24 protein-coding genes are annotated in these 26,587 nt (G+C 26.2%); 4 read left to right on the forward strand and 20 right to left on the reverse strand.

Translation table 4 applies throughout. From position 1 onward, the window contains the following. Position 1: 1 nt before the first annotated feature. The 16 genes from EELLY_RS01730 to EELLY_RS01805 form a co-directional block, all read right to left on the reverse strand. A complete protein-coding gene (locus EELLY_RS01730) occupies positions 2-1,477 on the reverse strand; it encodes a hypothetical protein (RefSeq protein WP_104205772.1) in 1,476 nt (491 codons plus the stop codon). A 14-nt stretch (positions 1,478-1,491) separates the two neighbouring features. Further along, positions 1,492-3,153: an arginine--tRNA ligase gene (gene argS, locus EELLY_RS01735; RefSeq protein WP_104205773.1), complete on the reverse strand. Its 1,662-nt coding sequence runs from the start codon at positions 3,151-3,153 to the stop codon at positions 1,492-1,494. Positions 3,154-3,205: 52 nt separating this feature from the next. Then, positions 3,206-3,751 (reverse strand): ribosome recycling factor, encoded by a 546-nt coding sequence (gene frr, locus EELLY_RS01740; RefSeq protein ID WP_181021039.1) that lies wholly within the window; start codon positions 3,749-3,751, stop codon positions 3,206-3,208. A 4-nt stretch (positions 3,752-3,755) separates the two neighbouring features. Further along, complete coding sequence (pyrH, locus tag EELLY_RS01745; RefSeq protein ID WP_104205774.1) at positions 3,756-4,472, reverse strand: UMP kinase; 717 nt, start codon at positions 4,470-4,472, stop codon at positions 3,756-3,758. Positions 4,473-4,551: 79 nt separating this feature from the next. After that, on the reverse strand, positions 4,552-4,848 hold the full coding sequence (locus EELLY_RS01750; RefSeq protein ID WP_104205775.1) for a hypothetical protein: 297 nt from the start codon (positions 4,846-4,848) through the stop codon (positions 4,552-4,554). Position 4,849: 1 nt separating this feature from the next. Then, complete coding sequence (locus tag EELLY_RS01755) at positions 4,850-5,590, reverse strand: polysaccharide deacetylase family protein (RefSeq protein WP_104205776.1); 741 nt, start codon at positions 5,588-5,590, stop codon at positions 4,850-4,852. 70 nt (positions 5,591-5,660) lie between these two features. Beyond that, the gene (locus tag EELLY_RS01760) at positions 5,661-6,206 is read right to left on the reverse strand and encodes a hypothetical protein (protein ID WP_104205777.1); all 546 of its coding nucleotides are present in this window, start codon (positions 6,204-6,206) and stop codon (positions 5,661-5,663) included. 5 nt (positions 6,207-6,211) lie between these two features. Next, the gene (tsf, locus tag EELLY_RS01765; protein ID WP_104205778.1) at positions 6,212-7,105 is read right to left on the reverse strand and encodes a translation elongation factor Ts; all 894 of its coding nucleotides are present in this window, start codon (positions 7,103-7,105) and stop codon (positions 6,212-6,214) included. Between the two features lie 21 nt (positions 7,106-7,126). Further along, positions 7,127-7,960, reverse strand: a complete 834-nt coding sequence (gene rpsB, locus EELLY_RS01770; RefSeq protein ID WP_104205779.1) for a 30S ribosomal protein S2 — start codon at positions 7,958-7,960, stop codon at positions 7,127-7,129. A gap of 224 nt (positions 7,961-8,184) precedes the next feature. Continuing rightward, positions 8,185-10,233: a hypothetical protein gene (locus tag EELLY_RS01775; RefSeq protein WP_104205780.1), complete on the reverse strand. Its 2,049-nt coding sequence runs from the start codon at positions 10,231-10,233 to the stop codon at positions 8,185-8,187. 12 nt (positions 10,234-10,245) lie between these two features. Further along, the gene (locus EELLY_RS01780) at positions 10,246-11,154 is read right to left on the reverse strand and encodes a pseudouridine synthase (protein WP_104205781.1); all 909 of its coding nucleotides are present in this window, start codon (positions 11,152-11,154) and stop codon (positions 10,246-10,248) included. After that, positions 11,154-12,146 (reverse strand): CPBP family intramembrane glutamic endopeptidase, encoded by a 993-nt coding sequence (locus EELLY_RS01785; protein ID WP_104205782.1) that lies wholly within the window; start codon positions 12,144-12,146, stop codon positions 11,154-11,156. The genes EELLY_RS01780 and EELLY_RS01785 overlap by 1 nt, the downstream gene beginning before the upstream one ends. Before the next feature lie 60 nt (positions 12,147-12,206). Beyond that, positions 12,207-12,476, reverse strand: a complete 270-nt coding sequence (locus tag EELLY_RS01790; protein WP_104205783.1) for an HPr family phosphocarrier protein — start codon at positions 12,474-12,476, stop codon at positions 12,207-12,209. Between the two features lie 77 nt (positions 12,477-12,553). After that, on the reverse strand, positions 12,554-14,716 hold the full coding sequence (locus tag EELLY_RS01795) for an ATP-dependent helicase (RefSeq protein ID WP_181021040.1): 2,163 nt from the start codon (positions 14,714-14,716) through the stop codon (positions 12,554-12,556). Between the two features lie 2 nt (positions 14,717-14,718). Beyond that, a complete protein-coding gene (locus tag EELLY_RS01800) occupies positions 14,719-15,519 on the reverse strand; it encodes an RDD family protein (RefSeq protein WP_104205784.1) in 801 nt (266 codons plus the stop codon). A gap of 3 nt (positions 15,520-15,522) precedes the next feature. Further along, positions 15,523-16,479, reverse strand: coding sequence for a glycosyltransferase family 2 protein (locus tag EELLY_RS01805; RefSeq protein WP_104205785.1), 957 nt, complete (start codon positions 16,477-16,479; stop codon positions 15,523-15,525). Between the two features lie 124 nt (positions 16,480-16,603). On the opposite strand from EELLY_RS01805, the gene def reads away from it, so the two are divergent. The 4 genes from def (at position 16,604) to EELLY_RS01825 (ending at position 20,853) form a co-directional block, all read left to right on the forward strand. After that, positions 16,604-17,206, forward strand: a complete 603-nt coding sequence (gene def, locus EELLY_RS01810) for a peptide deformylase (protein ID WP_104205786.1) — start codon at positions 16,604-16,606, stop codon at positions 17,204-17,206. Positions 17,207-17,363: 157 nt separating this feature from the next. Beyond that, positions 17,364-19,142 (forward strand): ribonuclease J, encoded by a 1,779-nt coding sequence (locus EELLY_RS01815; RefSeq protein WP_104205787.1) that lies wholly within the window; start codon positions 17,364-17,366, stop codon positions 19,140-19,142. A gap of 71 nt (positions 19,143-19,213) precedes the next feature. Continuing rightward, positions 19,214-20,119 (forward strand): hypothetical protein, encoded by a 906-nt coding sequence (locus EELLY_RS01820; RefSeq protein WP_104205788.1) that lies wholly within the window; start codon positions 19,214-19,216, stop codon positions 20,117-20,119. A 65-nt stretch (positions 20,120-20,184) separates the two neighbouring features. Next, on the forward strand, positions 20,185-20,853 hold the full coding sequence (locus EELLY_RS01825) for an ECF transporter S component (RefSeq protein ID WP_104205789.1): 669 nt from the start codon (positions 20,185-20,187) through the stop codon (positions 20,851-20,853). Positions 20,854-21,314: 461 nt separating this feature from the next. Here EELLY_RS01825 and EELLY_RS01830 read toward each other — a convergent pair whose 3' ends face one another. The 4 genes from EELLY_RS01830 to gap all read right to left on the reverse strand — a co-directional run bounded on the left by EELLY_RS01830 (position 21,315) and on the right by gap (position 26,273). After that, positions 21,315-21,734, reverse strand: a complete 420-nt coding sequence (locus EELLY_RS01830; protein ID WP_104205790.1) for a hypothetical protein — start codon at positions 21,732-21,734, stop codon at positions 21,315-21,317. 37 nt (positions 21,735-21,771) lie between these two features. Beyond that, the gene (locus tag EELLY_RS01835) at positions 21,772-23,676 is read right to left on the reverse strand and encodes a M13 family metallopeptidase (protein ID WP_104205791.1); all 1,905 of its coding nucleotides are present in this window, start codon (positions 23,674-23,676) and stop codon (positions 21,772-21,774) included. 270 nt (positions 23,677-23,946) lie between these two features. Beyond that, positions 23,947-25,161 carry a phosphoglycerate kinase gene (locus tag EELLY_RS01840; RefSeq protein WP_104205792.1) on the reverse strand — a complete coding sequence of 405 codons (1,215 nt, stop codon included), beginning with the start codon at positions 25,159-25,161 and terminating at the stop codon, positions 23,947-23,949. Positions 25,162-25,259: 98 nt separating this feature from the next. Then, on the reverse strand, positions 25,260-26,273 hold the full coding sequence (gap, locus tag EELLY_RS01845; RefSeq protein WP_104205793.1) for a type I glyceraldehyde-3-phosphate dehydrogenase: 1,014 nt from the start codon (positions 26,271-26,273) through the stop codon (positions 25,260-25,262). Positions 26,274-26,587: the final 314 nt, after the last annotated feature.

Here is a 26,587-nt window from a genome sequence, read left to right on the forward strand (position 1 = left end):
TTTAATCCTCTACCATTCTTTTATTAATTTTATCTTCTATACTTTGCTTTTCAATTTTATACATTTTTTGAACCATAAAATTTACATCTTGATACTCTGCAATAATTGTTTTAGATCACATAAATACCATTATTATGTAAATGCAATTAACCATAAACATAATTGCAAAAACTAATTTCAAAAATATAGATAATTTATTCTTAAAATTTTCTAAATTTATTAATTCAGCACTTATTATTTCACTTGTACTTTTAACTATGAAAATTGAATTATCTAATAAAATGACATAATTAAATAAAGTTGTTATTAAAAACTGACTTAGCACAAAACTACCAGTTACTCATCCCAAAATTGGTTTTTGCTTTGCCCGAGAATTTCACATTAATGCAAAAGACATTCAAAAATACATCAAAGTAAATAATACTGAACCAAAAATAATATTTGAAATAATCAACAAAATTGCATTTAAATAAAAAGTATTTACTAATAAGGTTAAAGACATAAGACCAAGAACTAATATAAGTGCATAATTTAGATTTATTTTATTGTTAAATATTTTAAATATAATATATCCAAGAATTAAATGCGGGACAAAAAACATGATTGTGTATTGTCTATCAATAGCATTTAAAAAATAACAACTAGCTCCTTTTGACTTTAGTTCAGCTATAATATACATTTTAATAAAAGGTGATTGTAAAGTTGTGTAGATAATTGATAAAGTAATTGTTAAAATAATCATCTTGACTAAAATATTTTTTTTGTAAGGTGCCATTTGATGAATTATTCTATTTGAAAATCCACCAATTTTATCTGGATATTCTTTTAAAAAAAATGACAGAATAAAACTTATTATAACTAATACTATTGGCGCATATAACTCTATAAAGTAAGCATCACTTGGAACTATATGCACTAAACTAATTAAAAGATTTGAAGTTAGATATGCCAAAGATATAGTAGTACCCAAAATAAACGAAACTTTAAGTGGGAAATTTTTATTAAACTTTTGTTCATTGAAATATAAAAAATATGAAGATTGAACTCCAAGACACGCACCAATCAAAATGGCTTGAATGATAAATATAGTAATTAAAACAAAATTATTTTCTGTTTGAATAAAAAACAATAAAATTGCTATTATTAAAAATAAATTAGAATATTTAATAAAATCTTTTCTGTTATTAAATTTTATAGACAAGTGACCATAAACAAACTTGAATATAGCATAAAACAACACTCAACTTCCAATTATCATCATGATTGATAAAATCATTGTGTTACCTTTAAATATTTCATTCATTTTATTAAAATTAATATTTGCAATCATCACACCTGAAGTGGTTGTTAAAAAAACTTGGGCTATAAAGAAAGCCCATCTTTTTTCTTTATTTTTGTCTTTAAAAAATACATATAAGAAATATGCAATAACTATAACTAAAAAAAACGATGTTAAATATAAATCTAAATATTGCATTTTACTTCCTTCTATTACATTTTTTCTAAAGCTTGTATTCCTATCAAATCAAATGAGTTTTGTAAAGTTTGTAGTATAACTGATACTAACCCTACTCTTGACTCACTAAGTTTTATATTAGATTCATCAATAATCTTATTATCAGAATAATAAGAGTGAAATTGTCTTGATATATTTTGAATATACTCACAAATTATTTGTGGTGCTCTATTTTTAGCTGATATTGCAATTACTTGATTAAAACTGTCTAATAATAAAAGTAATTGCAGTTCTTTATCATTAGTTAATAATGATGTTTCATTATAATTAGGATTAACTTTTTTTTCCTTTGCTTGTTTTAGAACAGAATTGCATCTAGCTGTTGCATATTGAGCATAGTAAACTGGATTAGTCGCATTTTTTTGTTGAACCAAATCTAAGTCTAAATCCATATGCGAACTACTCGATTTAGAAGCTAACATATATCTTAAAGCATCTTTACCAACCATTTCCATTATATCGACTAATCAAACAGCAGTACCTTTTCTTTTGCTCATTTTGTACTCTTGGCCATCTTTAACAACCCTTACCATTTGAACTATCTCTATTTCTAAAATATTTGGGTTATAACCTAACAATTCAAGACCTGCTCTCATACGAGCAATGTATCCATGGTGATCTCCGCCAAATACATTTATTAATAAATCAGCTTTGCTTCTTTTTAATCTACTATTATGCATTGCCAAATCAGGCACCATGTAAGTTAAAGAACCATCAGTTTTAATTAAAACTCTATCTTTATCATCACCATACTTTGACGATTTAAGCCATAATGCACCTTCACTTTTATAAGTTGCATTATTTTTTTCAAGTTCTTTAAATAATTTATCAATATCTTTGGTTACATACATTTCTTTTTCACTTGAAAAATAATTAAAAGTTACACCAAATGCTTTTAACTGCAATTTAATTTCTTCAAGAAAATAATTTACAGATTCATTTTTAAATACATCTTGAGTTTTTTCGTCTAATATTTGAGTTTCATCATATTTAATTTTAACAAACTTATCACCATATTTATCTTTGATAATTTGTGCTAAGTCATCATAAAAAGTTCCACCATATGAATTTTCTGGTTTAACAGCTTCAATTCCAAAAGACCACAAGTAATGAACAAAAACAGTTACAGCCAGAATATTGATTTGATTACCAGCATCATTAATGTAATACTCTGTTTGTGTGTCATACCCATCAGCAATTAATATTTTTTCTAAAGCAGATCCAACCACAGCATTTCTTGCATGTCCAACATGTAAAAAACCTGTTGGGTTAGCTGATACAAACTCAAGATTTATTAGCTTGTTTTTTTTATTATTAAATCCATACATTTTTTTAAGAGTATTTATATTCTTTAATATAGTAGAAATAAATTCACATTTTAATTTGATGTTAATAAAACCTGGTTTTGCCACTTCGACTTCACTATAATAACTTTTTGCTAATAAAATTACTTTAATAGATTCAGCAAGTTCCATCGGATTCATCTTCTTATCTTTTGCATTTATTAACGCAATAGATGTAGAAAAATGAGTATTAATATTATTTTTATTAAGTTCTAAAAGTGGTTCTTTCTTTAAATGAAGTTGCTTAGATATTTCATTTAAATCAGTTTTAATTATGTCAAATATATTATTCATTTTTTTACTCCTTTAAGCAAAAAACATTTGTAAAACAAATGTTTGCTTGTTTTTATAAAGACATTATGTCTTTTTCTTTGTCTTTTGAAATGTCTTCAAGTTGTTTTATAAATTTGTCTGTAACAACTTGAATATCTTTTTCGAAATCCCTTACAAGGTCTTCACTAATATCTTTATTTTTCTTTGCTGTATCAATAGCATCTCTTCTAATATTTCTAATTCTAATTTTGAAATTTTCTAACTCTTTATTTAAACTTTTAACAATGTCTTTTCTTATTTCCTCAGTAAGTGGGGGTATATTGATTCTAATTACATCACCATCTTCATTGGGATTTAATTTTAAATCAGCTTTGACAATTGCTGCAGCAATTTCGTGAAGTAATGATTTATCCCAAGGCTTAATAAGAATCATTTGAGGTTCTGGAGTTGTTATTGCAGCTGTTTGAGCTATTGGTGTCAAACTCCCATAATAGTTAACCATTACTCTATCTAACATTGAAGCATTTGCTCTACCAGATCTAATTGTTTTAATATGGGTTTGTCAATTCGAAATAGTTTCTTTCATTGACTGCTCAGTTTTGTTAATTAATTCTTGCATTTTTTTATCCTTTAATAATAGTTGATTCCAACTTACCTTCTAATACTTTAATTATATTATTATCTCCTTGCATATCAAACACTTCAATAGGAATGTTTGCATCTTGAGCTAACGTTGATGCGGTTAAATCCATAACTCTTAATTTTTTTTCTGAAATTTCTGAGTACTTTAATTCACTATAAAATTTAGCATTCGGATTTATTTTAGGGTCTGAATCATAAACACCTTTTACACCATTTTTAGCCATCATTACAACATCAGCTTTAATTTCAATTGCTCTAATAACAGAATTAGTGTCAGTTGAAAAATATGAAAATCCAGTTCCACCAACAAAAATTGAAATATAACCTTCATTCATACTTAATCTAGCTCTTTTAAAATTGTAATCATCAGTTACAGTTTCAATTGGCAAAGATGAGTATACATTAACTTTTTCATATCCTAATCTTTTAATTGTAGATTCTAAAGCTAATCCGTTCATAACAGTTGCTAACATTCCCATATAATCTGCATTTATTTGGGGCATATCAATATCTTTACCAAGATTACCTCGTCAAATATTTCCCCCACCAATAACAATCCCTAGTTTTAAACCGTTCTTTGCTAATTCAACAATTTGTTTAGCAATACCAACTAATTGTTCTTTGTTATAAATTTCGGTTTCGCTTTTTAAGGCTTCTCCACTTAATTTAAGTAAGACTGTATTATATTTATATTTCATTTAAACACCTTCTTTTCATCTTATTTATTATACCCAAAAAAGTTATAAAAAAAGTATTCGTGATTGAATACTTTATCTTTTATTTAGCAGTTTTAAATGAAAATATAATTACTATCAGTATGCTACAAACAACTTCTAAAAATAAAGTAAGGTAATTTGCAACAGCTCAATTATTATACAAAATATTCATAATTAACAAAGTATATATCAATAATATAGTTGAAAAAAATAATAACGCTGTGTTTAATACTAATTTTAAAACACTATATTTATGTCTTATTTTTTTATAAATAAAAAAACCAATTATGCAATAACTTGTGATTACAATTACAAAAGCAACAATAAGTTGTAAAATTTCTATTCATGAATATGCCATTTTAAAAAACCAACTTTCCGTAATTAGAATAGTGAAATCTTTCATTTTGAGTAAAGTTAGCAAAATTATATTTTTTTGCTTTTAAATTTTGTATTAATTCTGGTAATCAAACTTTTGCATAATCTTTGGAGTGTGCAACAAATATTTGACCTTTTTTTAGATGTTTGATATATTGATTTAATATTTTGTCTTTACCTGTAACTTGTTCAAGATAATCCGTTCCTAAATATCCTCTTATTCAAAAAGGATTTTTTATTCTTTGAATAACATAGCCTAAGCCTTTATAATATTGTAAATATGGCATTCTAATAGGGATATCTTTTTTATCTATTTTGATACCATTTTCTAAGTATATATTTTGAATCATTAGATTAACACCATCTAATTCATTTATTAATTTTTTTTGATAATTAATGTATTTATTATGAAAGTACGAGTGATTTCCTAAAGAATGACCACTTTTAATCATTCTATCAACGACTTTTTTTATTCCAATGTCGCTTTTATATTTTTGTAAATTGATTCCAGTCATGAAAAAAGTAACTTTAACATCAAAATGATCTAAAATATCCATAATTTTATTATCTGCATAAGATGAGGGACCATCATCAAAAGTCAACATGACAACCTTTTTATCAGTTTTAATTTTATTGACTTCTTTATTGTGATTTATTGTTATGACATTAAATAACAGTCCTATAAAAATAACAAAAACCACTGTAATTTTTCAACTTTTTTTCATAACAGTCCCTTTAAAAATTAAATAAAAATTTGTTAATCCATATATGCAAAAAATAGATAAACTTTTTTATTTACTTTTTATTTGAATTTTTAATATATAATTTAGCATCTTCATCTTCAACTTTAATACCAAGTATTTTTTCATCAAAAAAACTTGGTTTAAGCATTTTTGTACTAAATTTAATACATTTAGTTGTTCTTTTACCTTGTTTATAAAATACAAAAACTTTTGGAGAATTTGTATCATTTATAATCTTAATAATATCTTTATTTTTAATCTGTTCACCTAACAATAAAATAGCTTTGTCATTTAAACCTACACATAAACTTTGTGAAAATAAAAATAAAAATACAATGCAAATAATTGTCATTATTTGAGATACCACCCACACATACAAGGCTGTTTTATTTACATTATCAATTCTATTTAAAATAATCCCCACAATAGATAAGATTAAAGATATTGATAACATTGTTATTAAAATTCCAAATACTAAATAATTTACTTTTTTTGCTCTTGTGCTTAATTTATAAAAACTCCAAAAATAATATCCTAAAGATCCTAAAATAATTATGTTCAATAAAAGTAAAACAATATTCATTAATAAGTATTGCATATAGACTAATTTCCTAACTGTGCAGCTACTTCGCTAGCAAAATCAGATACAACTTTTTCAATTCCTTCACCAACTTCATATCTAACCATATCAATGATTTCAACATGTTTAGATTTCAAGAAATCGCCAACTTTAAAACTTTCATCAACAACATATTGTTGATCCACTAAACTAATTTCTGAAAGTCTTTTTGATAATTTACCTTTTAAAATATTTTCTAAAATATTTGCAGGCTTACTTTTTAATTTTTCATCATCTTTTGCTTCTGCTTTAATGATACTAAATTCAGCTTCTTTAAATGATGTTGGGATTTCATCTTGGTTAATGTACTGAGGTGACATTGCAGCAACATGCATTGCAACACTATATGCATCATTTGAATCTAATTCACCTTTAAATTTTAAAGCAACAGATACTCTTTTATTTGAATGATTATACAAAGTGGTTGAATATCCACTTTGTTTTTCAATTAATGAAAACCTTCTTAATTCTATTTTTTCACCAATTGTAGCAGTGGCATTAATTAAAACTTCTTTAACAGTTTCACCTGATTTAGTTTTTGTATTTAAAGCTTCTTCTAAAGTTTTAGCGTTTGAAGTCAAAATAGTATCAGCCACTTGATTTATTAAATTAATAAATTTTTCATTTTGAGCAACAAAATCAGTTTCTGAGTTTACTTCAATAATAACTAAATTTTTATCATTTTCTTTTGCAAGAGATACACCCTCAGCAGCAATACGATCAGATTTTTTAGCAGCCTTTGCTAAACCATTTTCTCTTAATCAAACAATAGCATCATCAATTACGCCATTTGTTGCTTCTAAAGCTTTTTTACAATCCATCATTCCAGCTTGTGTTATTTCTCTTAATTCTTTAATTTGTTGTGCATTTACAGCCATTTATTGCTATCTCCTTTAATATTAATTTTTTTGTGTTTCAGATGTTCTTGGTTTAAATTCTCTTTGTTCTCTTGGTTTAAATTCCCTTTTGTATGGAGGTTTTTCACCATTTAAAAAATCTGGTTTTTCACGTTTAACCATAATTGTTTTTAGAACAGATTCAGGCATATTTAATTTTGCACCTTCTGCATATGCATCAACTAATGCATTAACAATTACGTTTACTGATTCTGATAAATCATCATTACCAGGAATTGCTAAACTTACAGCATCTGGATCAACATTTGTATCACATAGTGCGATTACAGGTATTTTTAATTTCATAGCTTCTTTAACAGCTATTTCATCACTTTTAGGATCAATAACCACCATAACAGCAGGTAATTGACGCATTTGTTTAATTCCACCTAAAGATTTTTCTAATTTAGCTTTTTCTTTTAAAACTAAAATTTGTTCTTTTTTAGTTCTTAAAGCTAATTGCCCATTTTTTTCTTCTTCTTCAATTTTTCATAAAGCTTTAATTCTTATTAAAATTGTTTTTAAGTTTGTTAAAGTCCCACCCAATCATCTTTGGTTGACATAAAAGTTTCCAGATCTTAAAGCTGCTTCTTTAACTGCTAATTTAGCAGATTTTCTAGTACCTACAAATAAAACTTTATCCCCTTTAGCACCAACTCTACTTAAAAGTTTTTGAGCTGATTCTAACTGAATCATAGTTTTTTCTAAATCAATAATATGATTTTTAGATTTTGATGAATAAATGTAAGGTGCCATTTTTGGATTTCATCTTTGTGTTTGGTGACCATATTGTACACCAGCAGCAGACAACTGCTCTCTTGTTATTTGTTTATCCATATATTTTTTTTATCTCCTTTTTATATATTTGTTAAACTTCCAAATGATTCGAACACATACCACCTTTTTTATTAAAAATTAAGGCACTAGGCTTGTGAATTCTCAAATGTGATTGAATTTATTTAAAATTAAAAACTTAAGAATAAAGATTCAACTATTTTTATTATACCAAAATTTGTTTTTAACATTGATAAACAAAAACAAAAAAACAAGACTTGCTTGTTTTAACTTTGATTTTTTTTCTTATTAGAAGATTTTACAGTGTAAATTTTTGGATTATTTTGAAACTGATATTTTGAATTAGAATGAGATATTTCCTCATCTAATTCAAATACATTTTTGGCATTTTGAACTTTCAAGTTATTATAAAGTTCGTTAATAAACTCTTCATTTGACTTACTTTGTTGTTGGTAGTCCAAACCTACTTGTGCAAATCTTTTTAATTTTAATGAAACTTTTTGTTTTTCTAAAAGTTTTTTAACAATTGGGATATTTAAAATAATTGATATACCTGTTTTTGGTTTAAATAATATGGGTAACAAAAAGCACAATGGCAAACTCATAAATGTAACTATTGAAAACATTGCAATAAGAGTTTTTACAGAAATTGGTTCTATTTTAACGACCTTATCAACTATTGTAATATCAAGCTTAGCAACTTTGTCCAACCCAGTGTACATAAATACAATAACTATAGTCATTGGTGTCAACATAAAAATCAAATTGGTAGTAACTCCTTTTATTCCTGAGTTATAGGTTACATATTTTCATGTGTAGAATCATAAAGTAAAATATATAATTCCTGAAAAAAATAATTTCATAATATAAAAACCAGTTATAACTTTTATCATTCATTGATCATTTGAGGTATCTATGATTGATGTTAAAGTAATAAGATATAGCAATAAAATTGTTAAAGAAACATATATAAAAACAATAATATTAGTAGCTTTAACAATTTTGTTTGCAGTCCCTTTTGCTTCAATTAGCATAAACTGACCTTGAATAATAATAATAGCACTAGTTGATGCTGCAAATAAAATAGAAAATAATTTATTACTAAAAATGAACTTTAGAGCATGAGCTTCAGCAGCGGTTGCAAATGTTTCGTTTGTTAAAACATTACCATAAAGCCCTGATGACAGAAATTGAGTCGACAAAGCCATTACTATGAAATTAAAAGCAGCAATAATATAAGTATACATTTCATAATTAACATAATTTTTTCATGAAAGTCTTCCTTCTTTTAGAATGACTAATAAAAAGTATTCTCTAAAAGAAGTAATAAAAGTCAACATCATTAATCTAATATTCAAAGCTATAATCATATATATTGACATCATAGATGAAACTTTCAGACCTGATGATCCCAAAATTATAAATAAAATAAAAATGTCGAAGTTCATAAGCACATTTAAAGTAATTGATGAGAAAAACATTTTATTTGAATTTCTCATTAACTTATAATCATTAAAATCTGAATAAAACTTAATTCACTTGTACTTTTTAAGAACATAAAATCTTATTAAAAAGCCTCTTATGAAAGGATATGCCAGCATTGGTAAAAAAGCTATGACAGGAGCAATATACATAGTTTTGATATCATTTCCTAAAGGATTATAGGTTAAATTTAACATGATTAATATACTCATGTAAACAATAATGTCTGTAAATAAAATAATAGTTCTTCTTAAATAATTTTGCTTATCAGCTTCTAAAATATTTTCATAAATACCAAAAATAGCTGAAGATATAACTTGTCGAAAACCAAAAAACAAGCAAATAAAACCCAATTGTCATACATGCACAAAGTTGCCATTTGATGTTTCAATATTTCACATAGGCTTACCACCAGCTTCAATTGTTGAAGATAAGGCTATGAACAATGGATAAGCTATTGAAATTATTAATACTAAAAATAAATTTTTTCACATTTTAGTTTTATATTGTCTTTTTGAAGTTGAATAAACTTCATTTGCCGAAATTCAATCTTTTTCTAAAATTGGTTTAGCCATTAAGACAACAGTGGTTATACCAAGAGCACCTTCACTTGTTCCTCCAGCAATAGATAGTGCTATAGAAACTCTTATGAACCCATTAAATTGTGTCCCAAACGCACCTAAAATCCAATAAATCATTAAGATTTGCAAAAAAGCATTTGTAATTGTAACTATCAAACCAACACCAGCACTAAAAACGCTAGATCTAGCAGATGTTTTTGAACCATTCAGAATTTCGGTGCTAAAAACTTGTTCTTGATGCAGTTCTTCCATAACATTACCTTTCTATCAAGCAGGTGTAATTTCTATAATCTTACCATTTAGATATTCTAATTCATTTATCATATTTTGAAATACTAATTTGCATGAATACAAATAAATCATTTTTCTATCATTAACAATTGTTCCTGAATATCTTGTGTCATTCAAAATAGGAGCTTGATAATATTCTAAAGTTGCCCTAATTTGATGTTTTTTACCTGTAAAAATTTGCACTTCTAATTCAGTTGTTTCATTAATAACATCTAAACTAACCACATTAAATACAGACTTACATTTTTTAAATCCAAATTCTTCGTTTTCAGTGTAAACAGATTTTTTTAAAACTGGATTGTATTCAATTCAACCATCAGCAATTAATGTCTCTGTCACTGGTATATCAATTTTACATCTATAATATTTTTCAATCATATCTTTTTCTTGAATAGCTTGAGTTAGCAAAGAATGCGCTGTTTTGTTTTTAGAATAGATAATCAAACCAGCAGTTAATTTATCCAATCTATGTACATGACTAATTACAAAAGAATTTTCTTGACTTGGATTATATTCATTTTTATCAATTAAATAGCTTTTAACAATATCATCTAAACTAGTAGCTACTGGTGAGTGAACTTCAAGATTAAATGGTTTTTCTACTATCAAAATGTTTTGATCTTCAAAAATTACATTTAGGTTATAATTTGTTAACTTAATAAATGTATCTCTTTTAGTTGGCTTATTATTATCATATACAGTAATTTCATCATTTTCTTGAATCAAATAACTTTTTAACTTAACTCTTTTATCATTAATCTTAATGTCTCCAACTCTTAATCATTTATAAATTACTGATAATGGAGTATCTTTGTATTTCTTTTTTAAAAATTTAAAGATCGTTTGATTTTTATCATTTTGATTCGCTTTAAATTTGTTCATTATGATATTAGCCTCGCTACTATTAAAATAAAACTTATAAAATTGCTTAATGCATGAATTAGTCAAGTATAAGTAACATTGCCTTTTGTGTAAATAAAAGTTGCTGATAAAACAATTCCTGGTAAAAGATAAATCCAAATATTTTGTATATCTCCATCATTAAAAACATGAATCATTGCAAAACATAACGAAGATACAACAAAACCAAATCATTTATTACCACAAGCAGTAAAGATTCCATCCCTGATAACTATTTCTTCCACAAATGGTGCTATCACAACAGTGAAAGCAAACAATAAAATTAAATAAAATACCACAACTATTTTAGACGAATTATGCAACAAATTTTCTAAACTTTCTTGATTAGATGTTTTTTGAGTTATTAACAAAGTTGAAAGCATTGAAATTATCAACATTAGTCATCCAATGGCAAAAGTTAAAAATAATAACTCTTTTTTATTTTTTTGTAAAGTTTTTTTTATTCTAAGTTTTAAATTGATGGCCTTTTTTAACATTAAATAAGCAATCCCAACTTCTACAACACCTTGAATTATCAATGATGAAAATCCAGTCAATATTTCATTATTACTAATTAAGTTTATAATCGAAATAATGATAATAACTATAGCAAAAGGCAATATTATAAAAGCAAACACCCCAAATATACTTGTTTTTAAAAACAACTGATTATCTCTTTTGTAAAGTATGTAAGCTCCAATAGTAGCACTTAATATTTGTGAACTAACTAATAAAACACTTCTCAAAGCTACAATAGAATTATTTTTTTCATCAGTATTGGATGCGTTTGGTTTCAAGATAAGACTGATTAATAAAAGCAAGAAAAAAGGAATAATTAAAACAAAAGTGGTGAAAATAACACCTTCTACTTTTGGTCTATAGATGTTGAATTTAAATTCTAAATTTGAATCAATATTGCTTTCAAACTTTAAGGTTTTATCCATATTTTTAAAATAATTTTTTATTGACTTCATAAACCCCTTTCTAAATATAAAAAAATTGCTTTTTTTAAACAGCAATTTTTTTATTATTGATTAACCAGCAATTAAACCAGCATTAATCATAACTTGTTTAACACCATCTGCAGCGGCTTGCTCATCTTCTCCAGTAAATACAACAGTAATTTCATCATTGTTTTTAATTTGCATTGATAATACATTCATTATTGATTTTAAATTACCTTCTTTATCACGACAAATGATTTTTCCATCAGATTTGTATTTTGAAACTTCAGCTATTATCATTTGTGATGGTCTTGCGTGAACACCCACTTTATCAATTATAATTGCTTTAAATTGTGTCATTGTTATTTTATTCTCCTATTATTCTTAATATTTATATTATAACAAATCAAATACTTTTTTTAATAAATATTAATGTCTTATTTTTTTGTTATAGCAGCATCACTTGCACTAATGGGCATAATACCAAAATCTGAAGAAAAAGCTACTTTCATTTTTCCTTGATTTTCTTCTATAACAACACCATCACCAAAAATCATGTGTTCTATAATGTCACCTTTTGAAAATTTGCTTGCAACACTATCATTTAAATTGCTAGAATTATAATTTTTACTTTTAATAAAAGGGTTTAATTTATTTTGAAACTTGCCTTCAAAAGTATACATGTCTTCATCCAACTCTCTTACAAATTTTGAAGGCAATAATTCTGATTGTGAAATAAATGAAAAATCACCTTTAACATAAGTTATAAATAATCTTTCTTTTGCTCTTGTTAGAGCAACATATAAAGCTCTTCTTTCTTCTTCAATTTCTTTTTGAGAATTTGAAGAAAGTCTACCTGGGAAAATATCTTGATTTAAACCTACAATAAAAACAACTTTATTTTCTAAACCTTTTGCAGAGTGAACTGTTAATAAAGTTACTTTATTAACTTCTAGCTCATCTATTTCTGAGTTTAACAACGACTCTTCTTGTAAATATGAAACTATTTTATCTGTGTTCTCATAATCTTTAGGATCATAAATTTTGTCAAAGTTTTCTAATTGATCATACAATGCATCTATGTAATCAATATCTTCATTTTTATTAGTATCTTTTAATTTTTTAATATATCCAATTTCTACTAACATATATTGCAAACTAGCTCTTATACTGTTTTCTTGTTTAAAAATTTCAATTCCTTTAATTAAAGTTGATTTTATTATTGGTAAATGTTTAGAAATGTTTTCTAACAATGCTACATCTTCTTTTAAAATTAGATCATTCAAACTAATACCCATTGATTCTGCTAAAGATTTAACTTTCTCAATAGTTACATCCCCAATTTTAGGAATACTTTTTAACACTCTTTCAATTGATGCTGTATCTCCTGTTGATATTGCTCTTAAAAATGCGTTGGCATCTTTAATAACTTTTCTATCTCTAAATCTCATACCACCAATTAATTGAAAAGGAATTCTATTATTATAAAGTTCTTTTTCAAACTCTTGAGATCAAGCATTCATTCTATAGAGAATATAAAAATCTTGAAAATTATAACCTTCATCTTTTATTAGTTGTTTAATTTTTTGAGCAACAAATTCAGCTTCATTTTGTTTAGAGGTGCACTCTTTTAAAACAGGCAACTCACCATTCCCATTTTTTGTAAATATTTCTTTTGCTTCACGATTTTTATTATTATTAATAAAATCATTAGAAAGGTCTAATATATTTTGTGTAGATCTATAGTTTTGATCTAATGTAATACTTACACCATTTGGAAAAGTTTTATTAAAGTTTAAAATGATGTCAACTTTAGCTCCACGCCAAGAATAAATCGTTTGATCAGGGTCACCAACAACGGTTAAATTATTTTTGTTTTGAGTAATAAACTTGATTAAATCAAATTGTAAATCGTTAGTGTCTTGAAATTCATCAACCATAACATAGTCATATCTATCTTTTCATTTTTGCAAAATTACAGGATGATTATTAAATAATTTGTATGTTAATATTTGTAAATCATTAAAATCAATTGACTTCATTTCTTTTAAATGTTCTTGATATTTACCATATATTTCAGCTATTGCTCTTTCAGTTGTGCTGTAGCACTCATCCATAGCTTCGTATGGTTCAAGTAAATCATTTTTTCAATTAGCTATTCTGTAAATGATTTTTCTTTCCATATTTTTTCTTAAATTAATGTTTTCTGAAAAAAATTCTTTGATTATGCTCTTAATAATTAAAATTTGATCATATTGATCAATTATTAGAAAGTTTTTTGGTAAGTCTATATTTTCATTTTCTTCTCTTAAAACTCTTGAACATCAAGCGTGAAAAGTTGATATTTGCGGTGCATAATTCATATCTGGAATTAATTTTTTAACACGTTCTTTCATTTCATTGGCAGCTTTGTTGGTAAAGGTTACAGCCAATATTTTTCATGGGGCTACTTGTTTTTCCAAAATTAAATAAGCAATTTTACTTGTTATAACTTTTGTTTTACCACTACCTGCACCAGCAATTATTCTTAAAGGGTTATTAATTGTAGTAACTGCAAGCTTTTGTTTTTCATTTAGCTCATCTAATAAATTTTCTATCATTACTACTCCTTTGTATCAATTTCTTTATTTTTCTCTTTTGTTTTTTGTTTTTCACTTTTTAATTTATTTTTATCAACAGACAATGATATTGATTCATTTTCTTTAAAAATGTCACCTAAGTTTTCTTTTTTTAAAAAACCTGGTGTTTCTTTTAAAGTTATCTCAAATTTTTTTTCTGAAGTTGAAATGTTTGTTATTTTTTTAACTATAAATATTTTATGTTTTAAATCATAATTACATTGATGATTTTTTTGAAACTTTATGTTTATCAACAACGCTGTTACTCATACTAATAATAATAGATTATTGATAAAAAATATAATAATACCAATTCTTGTGTATAGAATGTTATTTGTTTGTCTTCCTTTACTTATCATTACTAAAAATATTAATAACAATAAATAGTAAGTCATTCATTCACCTAATAATAAAAATATTTCTCTAAATAAAATGTTTGAAAATTTTAACTTAGAATCTTTTTTATTCTTTACTATTTTTAAACCAAAAATAATTTTTCCAAAAGTTTTACCTTTTAAAAAATATGGTAAAAAAACAAAATATGCAAAATTAATAATAACACTGATAAAAAAAGTAAATAAAAAAAGTAAAACACTTTGGTGAGAAAACTGTTTCATTATCAAACTCAATATTAAAAATATTGATGAAGAAATTAATAAATCTAATAACCTTGCAAAAAATACTTTATATAAACTAGCAAGTTCATAATTAATATATTCATAGTTTAATAAATTTTTATCAATTATTGAAACTTTGTTTTCGTTTTTAGATAATTGTGAATTCATATTTTACTTCTTAGACATTTCTTGTTTAATAAATGAATGAAGGTTTAAGATTCTTTCATTAAACTCAGGAACTAATTGTGAATCAAGATAAATATTAGTAGAAATAAACTCTTTTAATTTTCTATTTATTTTGTCTGAAACATATTTAAGTGATTTATTATAAGTTAGCTCATTATCAATTTTTTTAACTAAGTTTAAATATAAATAACATAAATTGTAATGATAAGCAAAAACTAATTCTTCTTTGTAATCTTTGTATATGCCAATTCTTCTATAGTAGTTTAAAATATGAGGTCACTGGTTTGCCATATCAAAAATTGAATACTTAGGTGGTGAAGTTCTATGGTTAAACAAAACTAAATCTGATAAATAAAAAGTTTTACTGTGTGCTAGTGACATAAACAAAAATAATAAATCAAAACGAACTGATTTTTTAAACTGGATTCTAAAGTCTTTAATAAACTTAGTTCTAAAAATTTTTCCGTATATTTCTTGAGTTACATATGCAAATATAACACTATCTTTTAATGGGTGGTATAGAGTATTGGTCGGCAGTAAAGGAGTGGTTACGGCTTCAATCAATTCTTTTTTTTCAAATTGAACTTCAATAATATCAAGTTTTTCTTTTTGAGAAGATGTAATTTCTTGAATTTTTTCAACAAAATTATGTTCGATTAAATCACCTTCTTTTAATAAACAAAAATAATCACCATTAACTATTTTAATTCCATTATTTCAGTTTAAACCGTTCCCTTGTCCTTTTGAATTCAAAATGATTGAAATTTTATCATTATCTAAAAATTGATCTTTAATAAAATCAATCGATTCTTTTTCCACATTGAATTCATCAATAACTATTATTAATTCATATGAATCATTTGTTTGTCTTTTTAGAGTGTTAATTGTTTTAAACAATCTTTCTTCTTTAGCTTGACTTGAAATAATGAATGAAACTACCATGCTATACCTCAGATTTTTCTATTACTATATATAATTTTACACTAAAAGTTATTTTTTATGGTTTTGAGTAAACCATATTTTATTAAAATAATGATAGTATATAATTGATTTAAAAGGACTAAATATGAAAAAACCAAATTATTTATTACAAGACGAACTTCCTTCTAATTCTTGATTAACTAAAGACACAAATAAAGAAATTATTAGATGTGTAAGTAAAAAGATTGCAGATCCTGAAAACTTATCAAATGAAGAAGAAATGACTGTTAAAAGATTGATTGATTTTGTTGTTGCTTCTCAAGATGAAAATTTTAATTTCGAAGGTAAAGAAGATTATTTAAGACCAGCAGTTGGTTTAGCTGGATGTCAAATAGGAAAAAACTTAGATATTTTTTACGTTAGATTTAATCTAAAAGAAGGCAAAATAGAAGAATATGCAATGATTAATTCTACTATAATTAGCAGTTCAACAAGAATTACGTGCTTACAAGAAGGCGAAGGTTGTCTTTCTGTTGATAAAGATAAATCAGGAATTGTACCAAGATCTTGAAAAATTGTTGTAGAAGGCTATGATTGAATAACTAAAAAGTATATACAATTAACTTTGCGTGATTATAGGTCAATTGTTTTTCAACATGAAATGGATCATAATAATGGCAAATTATACTATGATAAAATAAGTAAAAGTGACCCTGAATATACAGAAGAAGATTGAGTCATATTGTAATGACTCTTTTTTTATGATAGTATTTTAGTAAATAAAATCTTTTTTTATTTTGTAGTATCTTACAAAATTAACTTTTAATAAAAACTTAAAAATTTTAACAGATAAACAAATTATAAATAAAGATAATTTCATTTTTTTAAAGAAAGGATAACAAATTATGGAAAATAAAAATTTAACAACAACAAATAAAGAAGAAACATCTATAATTTCAAAAGAAGAGTTTGTACCTTTTGTTTTTCAACAAAAAAAAGTATCTAGAGAATATATAAAAACTGATATACCTACAAAAGTTTTTGCACTTGGTGGATTAGAAGAGATTGGTAAAAATACTTATTGTATAGAATATGGGGATGAAATAATTATTATTGACGCTGGTGTTAAGTTTCCAGATGATTCTTTATTAGGTATAAATGCTGTTATTCCTGATTATTCTTATTTAAAAGAAAATGAAAGTAAAATTAAAGCACTTTTTATTACTCATGGTCACGAAGACCATATTGGTGGAATTCATTATTTAGTTAAGCAAGTTAAAATCCCTGTAATTTATGCTCCTGAACTGGCTGCTGCTTTAATTAGAGATAGATTAAAAGAACACAAACTAACAAACGAAACTATTGTAAAAGAATATGTTGCTGATGATGTTTGAAACACCAAAAATATTAGAGTTAGCTATGCTGCTTTAAACCATTCAATTCCTGATGCTTTTGGAATTTTAGTGGAAACACCAAATGGTAATATATTTTCAACTGGAGATTATAAATTTGATTGATCACCTCTTGGGCATTTTGTTGAATTATCAAAATTAGCTAGCATGGGTGACAAGGGTATTGAATTATTAATGGCAGATTCTACTAATGCAGAAGTAGAAGGTTATACAGTTGGAGAACGAGGAATAATTGAAAATATTGATAAATTATTTTTAAAAGCTAAAGGTAGAATTTTTATAACAACTTTTGCTTCCAATGTTCACAGAATTCAACAAATTGTTGAATTAGCTAATAAGTACAATAAAAAAGTTGTTATTTTGGGCAGATCAATTGATAGAATTATTAAAATTATTCGTCAAATGGGACATTTAAAAATTAATGATAAAATGTTTGTTAAACCAAATGATATTGACAAATATCTACTTAATGAAATTATGATTATTTCAACTGGGAGTCAAGGTGAACCAATGGCAGCGCTTTCGAGAATAGCAAATAACAGGCATCAATCTATTTCCATTATTCCTGGAGATACTATTATTTTTTCATCATCACCCATTCCTGGTAACAGAGCAGATGTTGAGACTTTGATCAACCGGTTAACCAAAATTGGTGCTAATGTAATTGAATCTTCTGCAAATAATAAAATACATACTTCAGGTCACGCTAGTCAAGAAGAACAAAAATTATTATTTACGCTATTAAGACCTCATTATTTTATGCCAATGCATGGAGAGTACAGAATGCTTAAAAAACACGTTGAAACTGCTGAATCAGTTAACCTTCAAAAAGGACACGGTTTTGTTCTAGCAAATGGTGATCAATTAGAATTACTTCAAGGTAAAGCAACTCAAGGTAAAAGAATTGATGCTGATCCAATATATGTTGATGGCAAAGATATGACTGCACATGCATCAAACATTATTCGTGAACGTGAAACTTTATCAAAAGATGGGTTAATTGCTGTAGTTGTTTCTATTGATTCAAAAACTAACAAGTTATTATGCCCACCAAGAATTATTTCTAGAGGCAGTTTTTATGTAAAAGAATCAGGTAATATAATTGCTGAATCTATTTACATTGTTAGTGAAGCAATAAATGAGGTTTTAGAATCTGATAGACCTACATTTGGTGCTATGAAAAAAGCTATTAAGCAATCTCTTTCACCTTACATTTTTAGAACTAAAAGAAGAAATCCTTTAATAATTCCAGTTATTATTAATAAGAAATAAAAAATTTAAAGAGGGTTTATTATTCTTTTTACAATTATAGATATAGTATAATTATAATGGAGGATTTTAAAATGAATAGAAGTAGTGTGGTCCCAAGAGGACTATTAAAGTTTTATCAATATTTAGGTACTTTCTTTAGTGCTTTAATATTAGCTGTAACTATTGTGTTAATTTCAAAATATGCAAGTAGTATGAACCCATTATTGTATGGGGGCATTATTGGTATTGAAGTTTACATGTTGTGGAAATCAATTTATTCAGCTGTAGTTATAATTAAATATATGAATAACGCAACGGATGAAGAAATTATTGCAAACAGATTTATCATGGCGGTATTAAGTATGGGAGTCGGGGGTTTTATTACACCATTCGTTCTTACACAATTGCCAAAAATAGAAACAAATTCAACAATTAACCCAAGAGTTTTTTTAGCTAAACACTTAGGTTGAACAATGTTTATTGGTTCTATATTAGCTTTAGGTGCAACTTTCTTATTTGCATTAACTAGCCCAATGAAAGGTTTATTTGTTATTGATACCACCACAATGATAGTTATTGGTATTTATGTAGTAATCTTTTTAATTGGTTTGTTAGGAATATCTTTCTTTTCAAGTAAAACAGCAAGTGAAAAATTGAGCCAGAAAAATTTCTTAGGGTTTACAATGCAAGTTATTGGTGTTATTTATACTTTAATTGCAACAATTGAAATGATTTTAATTGCTGTAATGGGTGTTATAAGATTAATTGCTGTTATTTCTGATGCTATAAGATACGCTGCAAATAGTGAGGGAATTTGAATGGTGTTTGCTATATTCATTGCTTTTGCAAGAATTACTTTTGAAATGATGTATGTATCAATGATATTCCAAATATCAGGTTCAATTATCAAAGGTATTTGAGCAAAAGATCAAGTTATAACAATCAAAAATTTCCAAAACATTGATGAAAAAGAAGCTGAATTAAACACAAAAAGATAATTTTAAAAATAGCAAATGCTATTTTTTTTATGCCTTTCCTTTATAATAAATTTTAAGGGTTAAGAATGAAATCAAAAAATAGCGAATTTTATAATGTTAAAATTACCAAAGGTATTGATGGCTTTAATTTAAAAGCGCGAATAAAAAATTATTTTTATTTAAGCACAAGACAAATTTCTTTGTTGTCTTTGCTTTTAGCTTTTGAAATGGTTGTTGTGTTAATATCTAAATTTACTTTGGGTTTTTGAATAATTGGTGGAGCTTATACAATTGAGCTGGCTTTTTTTCCTATTATTTTTATAGCATTAATTTTTAATTGATTTTACACATCTATAATTGCGGTTATTTCGGTTTGATTTAGAACATTACTTGGGAGTGAGCCTATCGGTTTAATTTCTTTAACAATTGCAGACCTTTCTTTTTTAATTGTTTTTTGTTGCTTATTTTATACATTTAAAAAAATGTTTAATTTATTACTTAGTAATAATCAAATTTTAAAGTATAGTTTTTGGATATTTATTTCAGGTGTGATAGCTAGTGTTGTTTCAAGTTTAATATCATTGGTGTGTAACTACTTATTTATATTTAATTTATACAATATGCCACCTACTCAATGGATATTATGACTAGGAGTTTTAATTACAAATATAAAATATTTATTAAATATAGCTGTTTGCTGTTATTTATTTAAAGTCTTAAGTAAGATTTTAAAATCTTTTAACATATCGGCTTAATTTAAAAACTATATAATCATTAATAATGACATTAAAATATACAATACAGTTAAAAAAAGTAAGAACTAATATAAAAAGACAAAAAGTAAAAAATTTAAGTTTTTAATACTTTTTGTTATGATTATTGAAATAACAACTTAATATCAAGAGTTACCGTTATTTTATCTAAAATAACAACTTCAAGATTACATATCAACAACAAAAGTAAAATTTACAATTATTGGAGCATTGCACTTTATTAATCAATTTTTTGGCGAAGAAGTATGCAAAAAATTAGCGCTGTAATCATCAATAATGTTCTTGTAATTATTGCCCATTCATATTTTTACAATACTTCTGATTGTTGAATCTGATTTAATATTTAAATTTTTTCCAGTTTCTTCGAAAATGTTTAAATGTTACCTTATGTTTTTTGATTATAATTATGTAAAATTTCTGATTTTGAAAATTCTCTATATAAGTTAGTTCGCGGGGTAAACTGTATTCATAATATTATTTAGCTCTACACTATTAACAATTTTAGTAAGGTGTTTATATAATCCACCATCAAAATCAACATTTGGAGCTGATTTTGTTTTCGGACCTTTATAAATGTTGTCGGGAATTTGTCCTAATTTATAATAATCATTTTTACCATATAATTGAAAATAGTTAAACAACGAAATAAGAGCAATATACTCACATAAACCATAGTTTTTATATTCTGTGTAAACGAGATTGCTTTCATTTTGTAAATTAAAAAATAACTCATAATTAGGGACTAAAATTGAGAAACTAGCTATCTCTTCTTTGGTACCCAAATGAATTATTTTACTAACATCAGTGTTTGTTGTAATCGATTTTTGAATAATTAATTGAGAAGGGGGTTTGAGCTGAAACAATTCAGAGTGATTAACTTAAAAATAAAAAAGTATATTTTTATCAAACTTTAATTCGTTTTGCTTTTGGTTTATACATTTTATCCCCAGGTTTGGTTTGGTATGTATCATGGAATTCATCGATGTTTACTAATGTTCCATTAATACGGCAAATTTCAGGAGAATGAGGATCAGTTAATAAAGCCGTATTACGGTGTTCGGGAGTTGAAATTTGGCAAAATACTTTAGCAAAATTTTCAAAAAATTCTTTAAACCCATCTGGGGCTTGTTCTCGGCAAATATCTAAAGCTGCTGAAACCCCTGATAAATCACCAATATTTTCACCTAATGTTAACTTACCATTAACGTGGGTTCCATCAAACTCATACTCATTATATTGTTCAACTAATTTTTGTGTGATTTGTTTATAAATTTTATGATCTTTTGGTTGTCATCAGTCTTTAAAATTTCCATCTTTATCAAAGCGACTACCTTGATCATCAAAACCATGACTTACTTCATGACCAATTACTGCACCAATTCCTCCAAGATTTGCTGCAAGAGATTGATGTTCATCAAAGAAAGGTTTTTGTAAAATAGCAGCTGGGAAACATATTTCATTGGCAGTTGGTGAATAATAAGCGTTTACTGTTTGAGCATACATTCCTCATTTAGTTTTATCAACCGGATCATTAATTTCAGAAATTTCGTTTTCAAAGAAATAATCTCCAATGTTACGAAGGTTTTCATATAGGCTCCCACCCTCTTCAAAGGATCTAATTTGAATTTTACTATAGTCTTCTCATTTATCAGGATACCCAATTTTAACTTTAAAAGAATCTAACTTTTCAACAGCTTTTTGTTTCGTGTCTTCACTCATTCAATCTAATTGATTAATTCTTACTTTATAAACTGCAAATAAATCTTTAACCATTTTTAAAACTAAATCTTTTGATTTAGGGGAAAAATGTCTTTTAACATACTCTTTTGAAAGAACTTCTCCAAAGACACTATTAACAAAATTTGCAGCTCTTTCTTCGCGAGGTCTTTTATCTTTAACTCCCGAAAAAACACTTCCATATTCAAATGAAGCTTCATAATAATCTAAACTTAAACTACCAGTCATAGAAGTTAAAAGATCAATTTTCATAAAGTCTTTTAAATCATCTAATGACATGGCGTTAACAATCTCTTGAATTTTAGCTACACATTTTGGTTGAGAAATAATAATTTTTCTATCACTATCAGGATTCACTCCTCATAATTCTAAAATTCCTTTTCAGTTAATAAATGAGTATTGATCGCTTAATTCTTGTAGTGTAATCAAATTGTAAGTATTATCAGGATTACGAAGTTCTTCTTTAGGTAACTTAACTTTGGCAATTTGGTCTTCAACATCATAAACTAAATCAAATAAATTTTTAGTTTTAAATGGTACTTTTGATAATTCCGCAACTTTTTCAATATATTTTTTATAAGCTGATTTTACTTCTTTATGTCTAGGGTTTTTTGGATCATAATAATCACGATCTGACATCCCTAACCCCATTGAACCAACATAAAGTACTTTGGTGTTGCTATCTTTAATATCTAAAGAAATTGAAAAACTTCCAAAAAATGAAATACGTCATTTTTTTTCCATTGCAATAAAAAACTCAGTTAAATTTTCTTTAGAATCTAATTTATCAATTTGTTCAATCATTGGCATAATGGGTTGGATTCCAAATTTATTTCTTGATTCGTCATTTAAAAAGTTACGATAAAGGTTAACAATCTGTTGTTCTTCTAATGATAAATCATTTTTAGCTAATAATTCATCAATCAAACTTCTGATATCATCATCTGATTTCTTTCTAAGAATTTGAAAACTACCTCATCATGCATAACCTTTAGGTAGTGATGTTTGACTAATTCATTCCCCATTGACATAATTAAAAAAATCGTCTTGTGCTCTAACTTTACTCATAAAATCTCCTTTAAAAATTTTTAAAATTTTAACACAACCCAAAAGCAAATGCTTGATTTAAATCCAAAAGATAAAATTTACACTCAAAATAACTTAACTTTAATGCTTTTGTCAAAAAAACAAATTTAATAATATAGATAAAATATTAAGATAAATAAAACGCCACCTAAAATTTTTTGCAGATTTGTAGCAAAAAAATAGGTGACTTTATGTAATTAATAATTTTTATAGATTTTAATTTTAGTTTATAATTTAAATTAAATAATTATTTTATTTATTTTGAATAGCTGCTATACCAACTAATTCTTTACCTTCCATATATTCAAGTGATGCTCCACCACCTGTTGATATTCAAGAAAAATCATCTTTAAATCCTAATTTAATTGCAGCTGCAGCAGAATCTCCACCGCCAATTAAAGTGAATCCACCGTCAGCTTTTCTTTTTGCTGATGCTTCACAAACTGCAACTGTTCCTGCTTTAAAGTTTTCAAATTCAGAAACTCCCATTGGGCCATTTCAAACAACAGTTTTAGCATCTTTTAAAATATTTTTATAAAGTTCAATTGTTTTAGGTCCAATATCTAATCCCATCATTCCTTCAGGGATATTTTCACCAACAATAGTTGGAGTAACATCTGCATAACTTGAAGCACATGCTGAATCAACTGGCAGAATAATTTTACCATTAGCTTTTGCTAAAAATTCTTTTGCTAATTCTACTTTATCAATTTCTAATAATGAATTACCAATTTCTAAACCTTGTGCCTTATGGAAGGTATAGGTCATACCACCCCCAATTATAATTTTGTCAACCTTTGATAATAAATGATCAATAACACCAATCTTATCTGAGACTTTAGCTCCACCTAAAATAGCAACAAATGGTCTTTGTGGTGTATCAATGCCTTTACCTAACATTTTAATTTCTGATTCAACTAATAAACCTAAAGCTGATTCACCAATGTTTGAAGAAATACCAACATTCGAAGCGTGAGCTCTATGAGCAGTACCAAATGCATCATTTACAAACACATCACCAAGTGAAGCTCAATATTTGCTTAAACCAGAATCATTTTTTGATTCAAGTTTTACAACTTCACCATTTGCAACGTCTTCAAAACGAGTATTTTCAACTAAAATAATTTCTTTTTCTTTTAATTCAGAAACAGCATTTTCTAACTTAGCTCCTCTAGTTTCGTTAATAAATATGATTTTGTGTTTTAAAATTTCTTCTAATCTTTTAGCAACCGGGGCTAATGATTTACTTTTTTTATCTTCTTCAGATTTAATTCTTGAAAGATGCGAAAATAAAATAACTTTAGCATTGTTTTCAAGTAAGTATTTAATAGTAGGAATAGCTGCTTGAATTCTGTTATCATCAGTTATCACGCCATCTTTAAGTGGCACGTTAAAATCTACTCTAACTAAAACTTTCTTACTAGAAACTACTAAATCTTTTAATGTTTTTTTTGAATTATAATTCATCAAATTTTTCTCCTTTGTTTATATATTATTATTTTATCACTAACTCATTTTGGAATAAAAAAAACACTAAATAAAATTAGTGTTTCAATTTATAAAGACTATAATCCCATGAAGTATATAGTTGTTCTAACTAATTGTGAAACGTATGATGATTCATTATCATATCAAGCACAAACAGTTACTAATTGTTCTCCATCAACTTCAGTTATTTTGGTTAAAGTTGCATCAAATATTGAACCATATGATGAACCTATTGTATCTGCTGAAACAATTTGTTGATTGTTGAATTTAATTACTTTTGCTAATTCAGCATCTTCTTTAATTGCAGCTTCAACTTTTTTGTTAACTTCTTCAACACTAGTTTTTTTACCTAATGTTAAAGTTACATCAGTGATTGAACCTGTAATTGTTGGAACACGCAATGCATAACCATCTAATTTATTTTTTAAATTGGGTAAAACTAATGAAACAGCTTTTGCAGCTCCAGTTGTTGAAGGAACAATGTTTCATGCAGCGGCACGTCCTCTTCTTAAGTCTGAGTGAGGTAAGTCTAATAATTTTTGGTCATTAGTTACAGCATGAACTGTTAACATTTTACCTTTTTTAATTTCAAATAATTCATCCATTATTTTAGCAACAGGTGATAAACAGTTTGTTGTACATGAAGCCCCCGAAATAATAACATCTTCTTTTGAAAGGTTTTTATGGTTAACACCATAAACGATTGTTTTCATTTCTCCAGTAGCTGGAGCTGAAATAACAACTTTTTTTGCACCTGCAGTTAAGTGAGCTGATGCTTTTTCTTTATCAGTATAAAAACCTGTTGATTCAATAACTAAATCAATTCCTAATTTACCTCATGGCAAGTCAGCAGCATTTCTTTCTGCATAAATTTTAACTTCTTTCCCATCAACAATGATTGAGTTTTCAGTGTAAGAAATTTTTCCTTCTTGAAATTTTCCTTGAGCTGAATCAAACTCTAATAAATAAGCTAGAGTTTTAGTATCTGTTAAGTCGTTAACAGCAACGATTTCAACACCTTGGTTGAATAATTGTCTAAATGTTAGACGCCCGATTCTTCCGAATCCGTTAATAGCAACTTTTTTTGACATTTTAAAAATATCTCCCTCTTTGTATGTTAATACATATATATATTTTACACCATTTTTCTAATAATTAAAACAGTTGATTTATTTTAGGGCGTATAACAAGGTTGTAGGGTCAACAAAAGCGATTATAATCGCTTTTTTTATTTCTTTGTTACAAATTTTGGATAGCAGCATCTGAGGAACGGTTAAGTTGTGTGAGGAAGTGTACAACACATACCAGAAGTTGAGCCCATGTTCTTTGAAAATTAAATATTCATTGGTTTGGGTTCAGTTATCTATATATCTTATATCTATATATCTTATATCTATATATCTTA

Source organism: Entomoplasma ellychniae, assembly GCF_002930155.1.
Lineage (GTDB): Bacteria > Bacillota_I > Bacilli_A > Mycoplasmatales > Mycoplasmataceae > Entomoplasma > Entomoplasma ellychniae.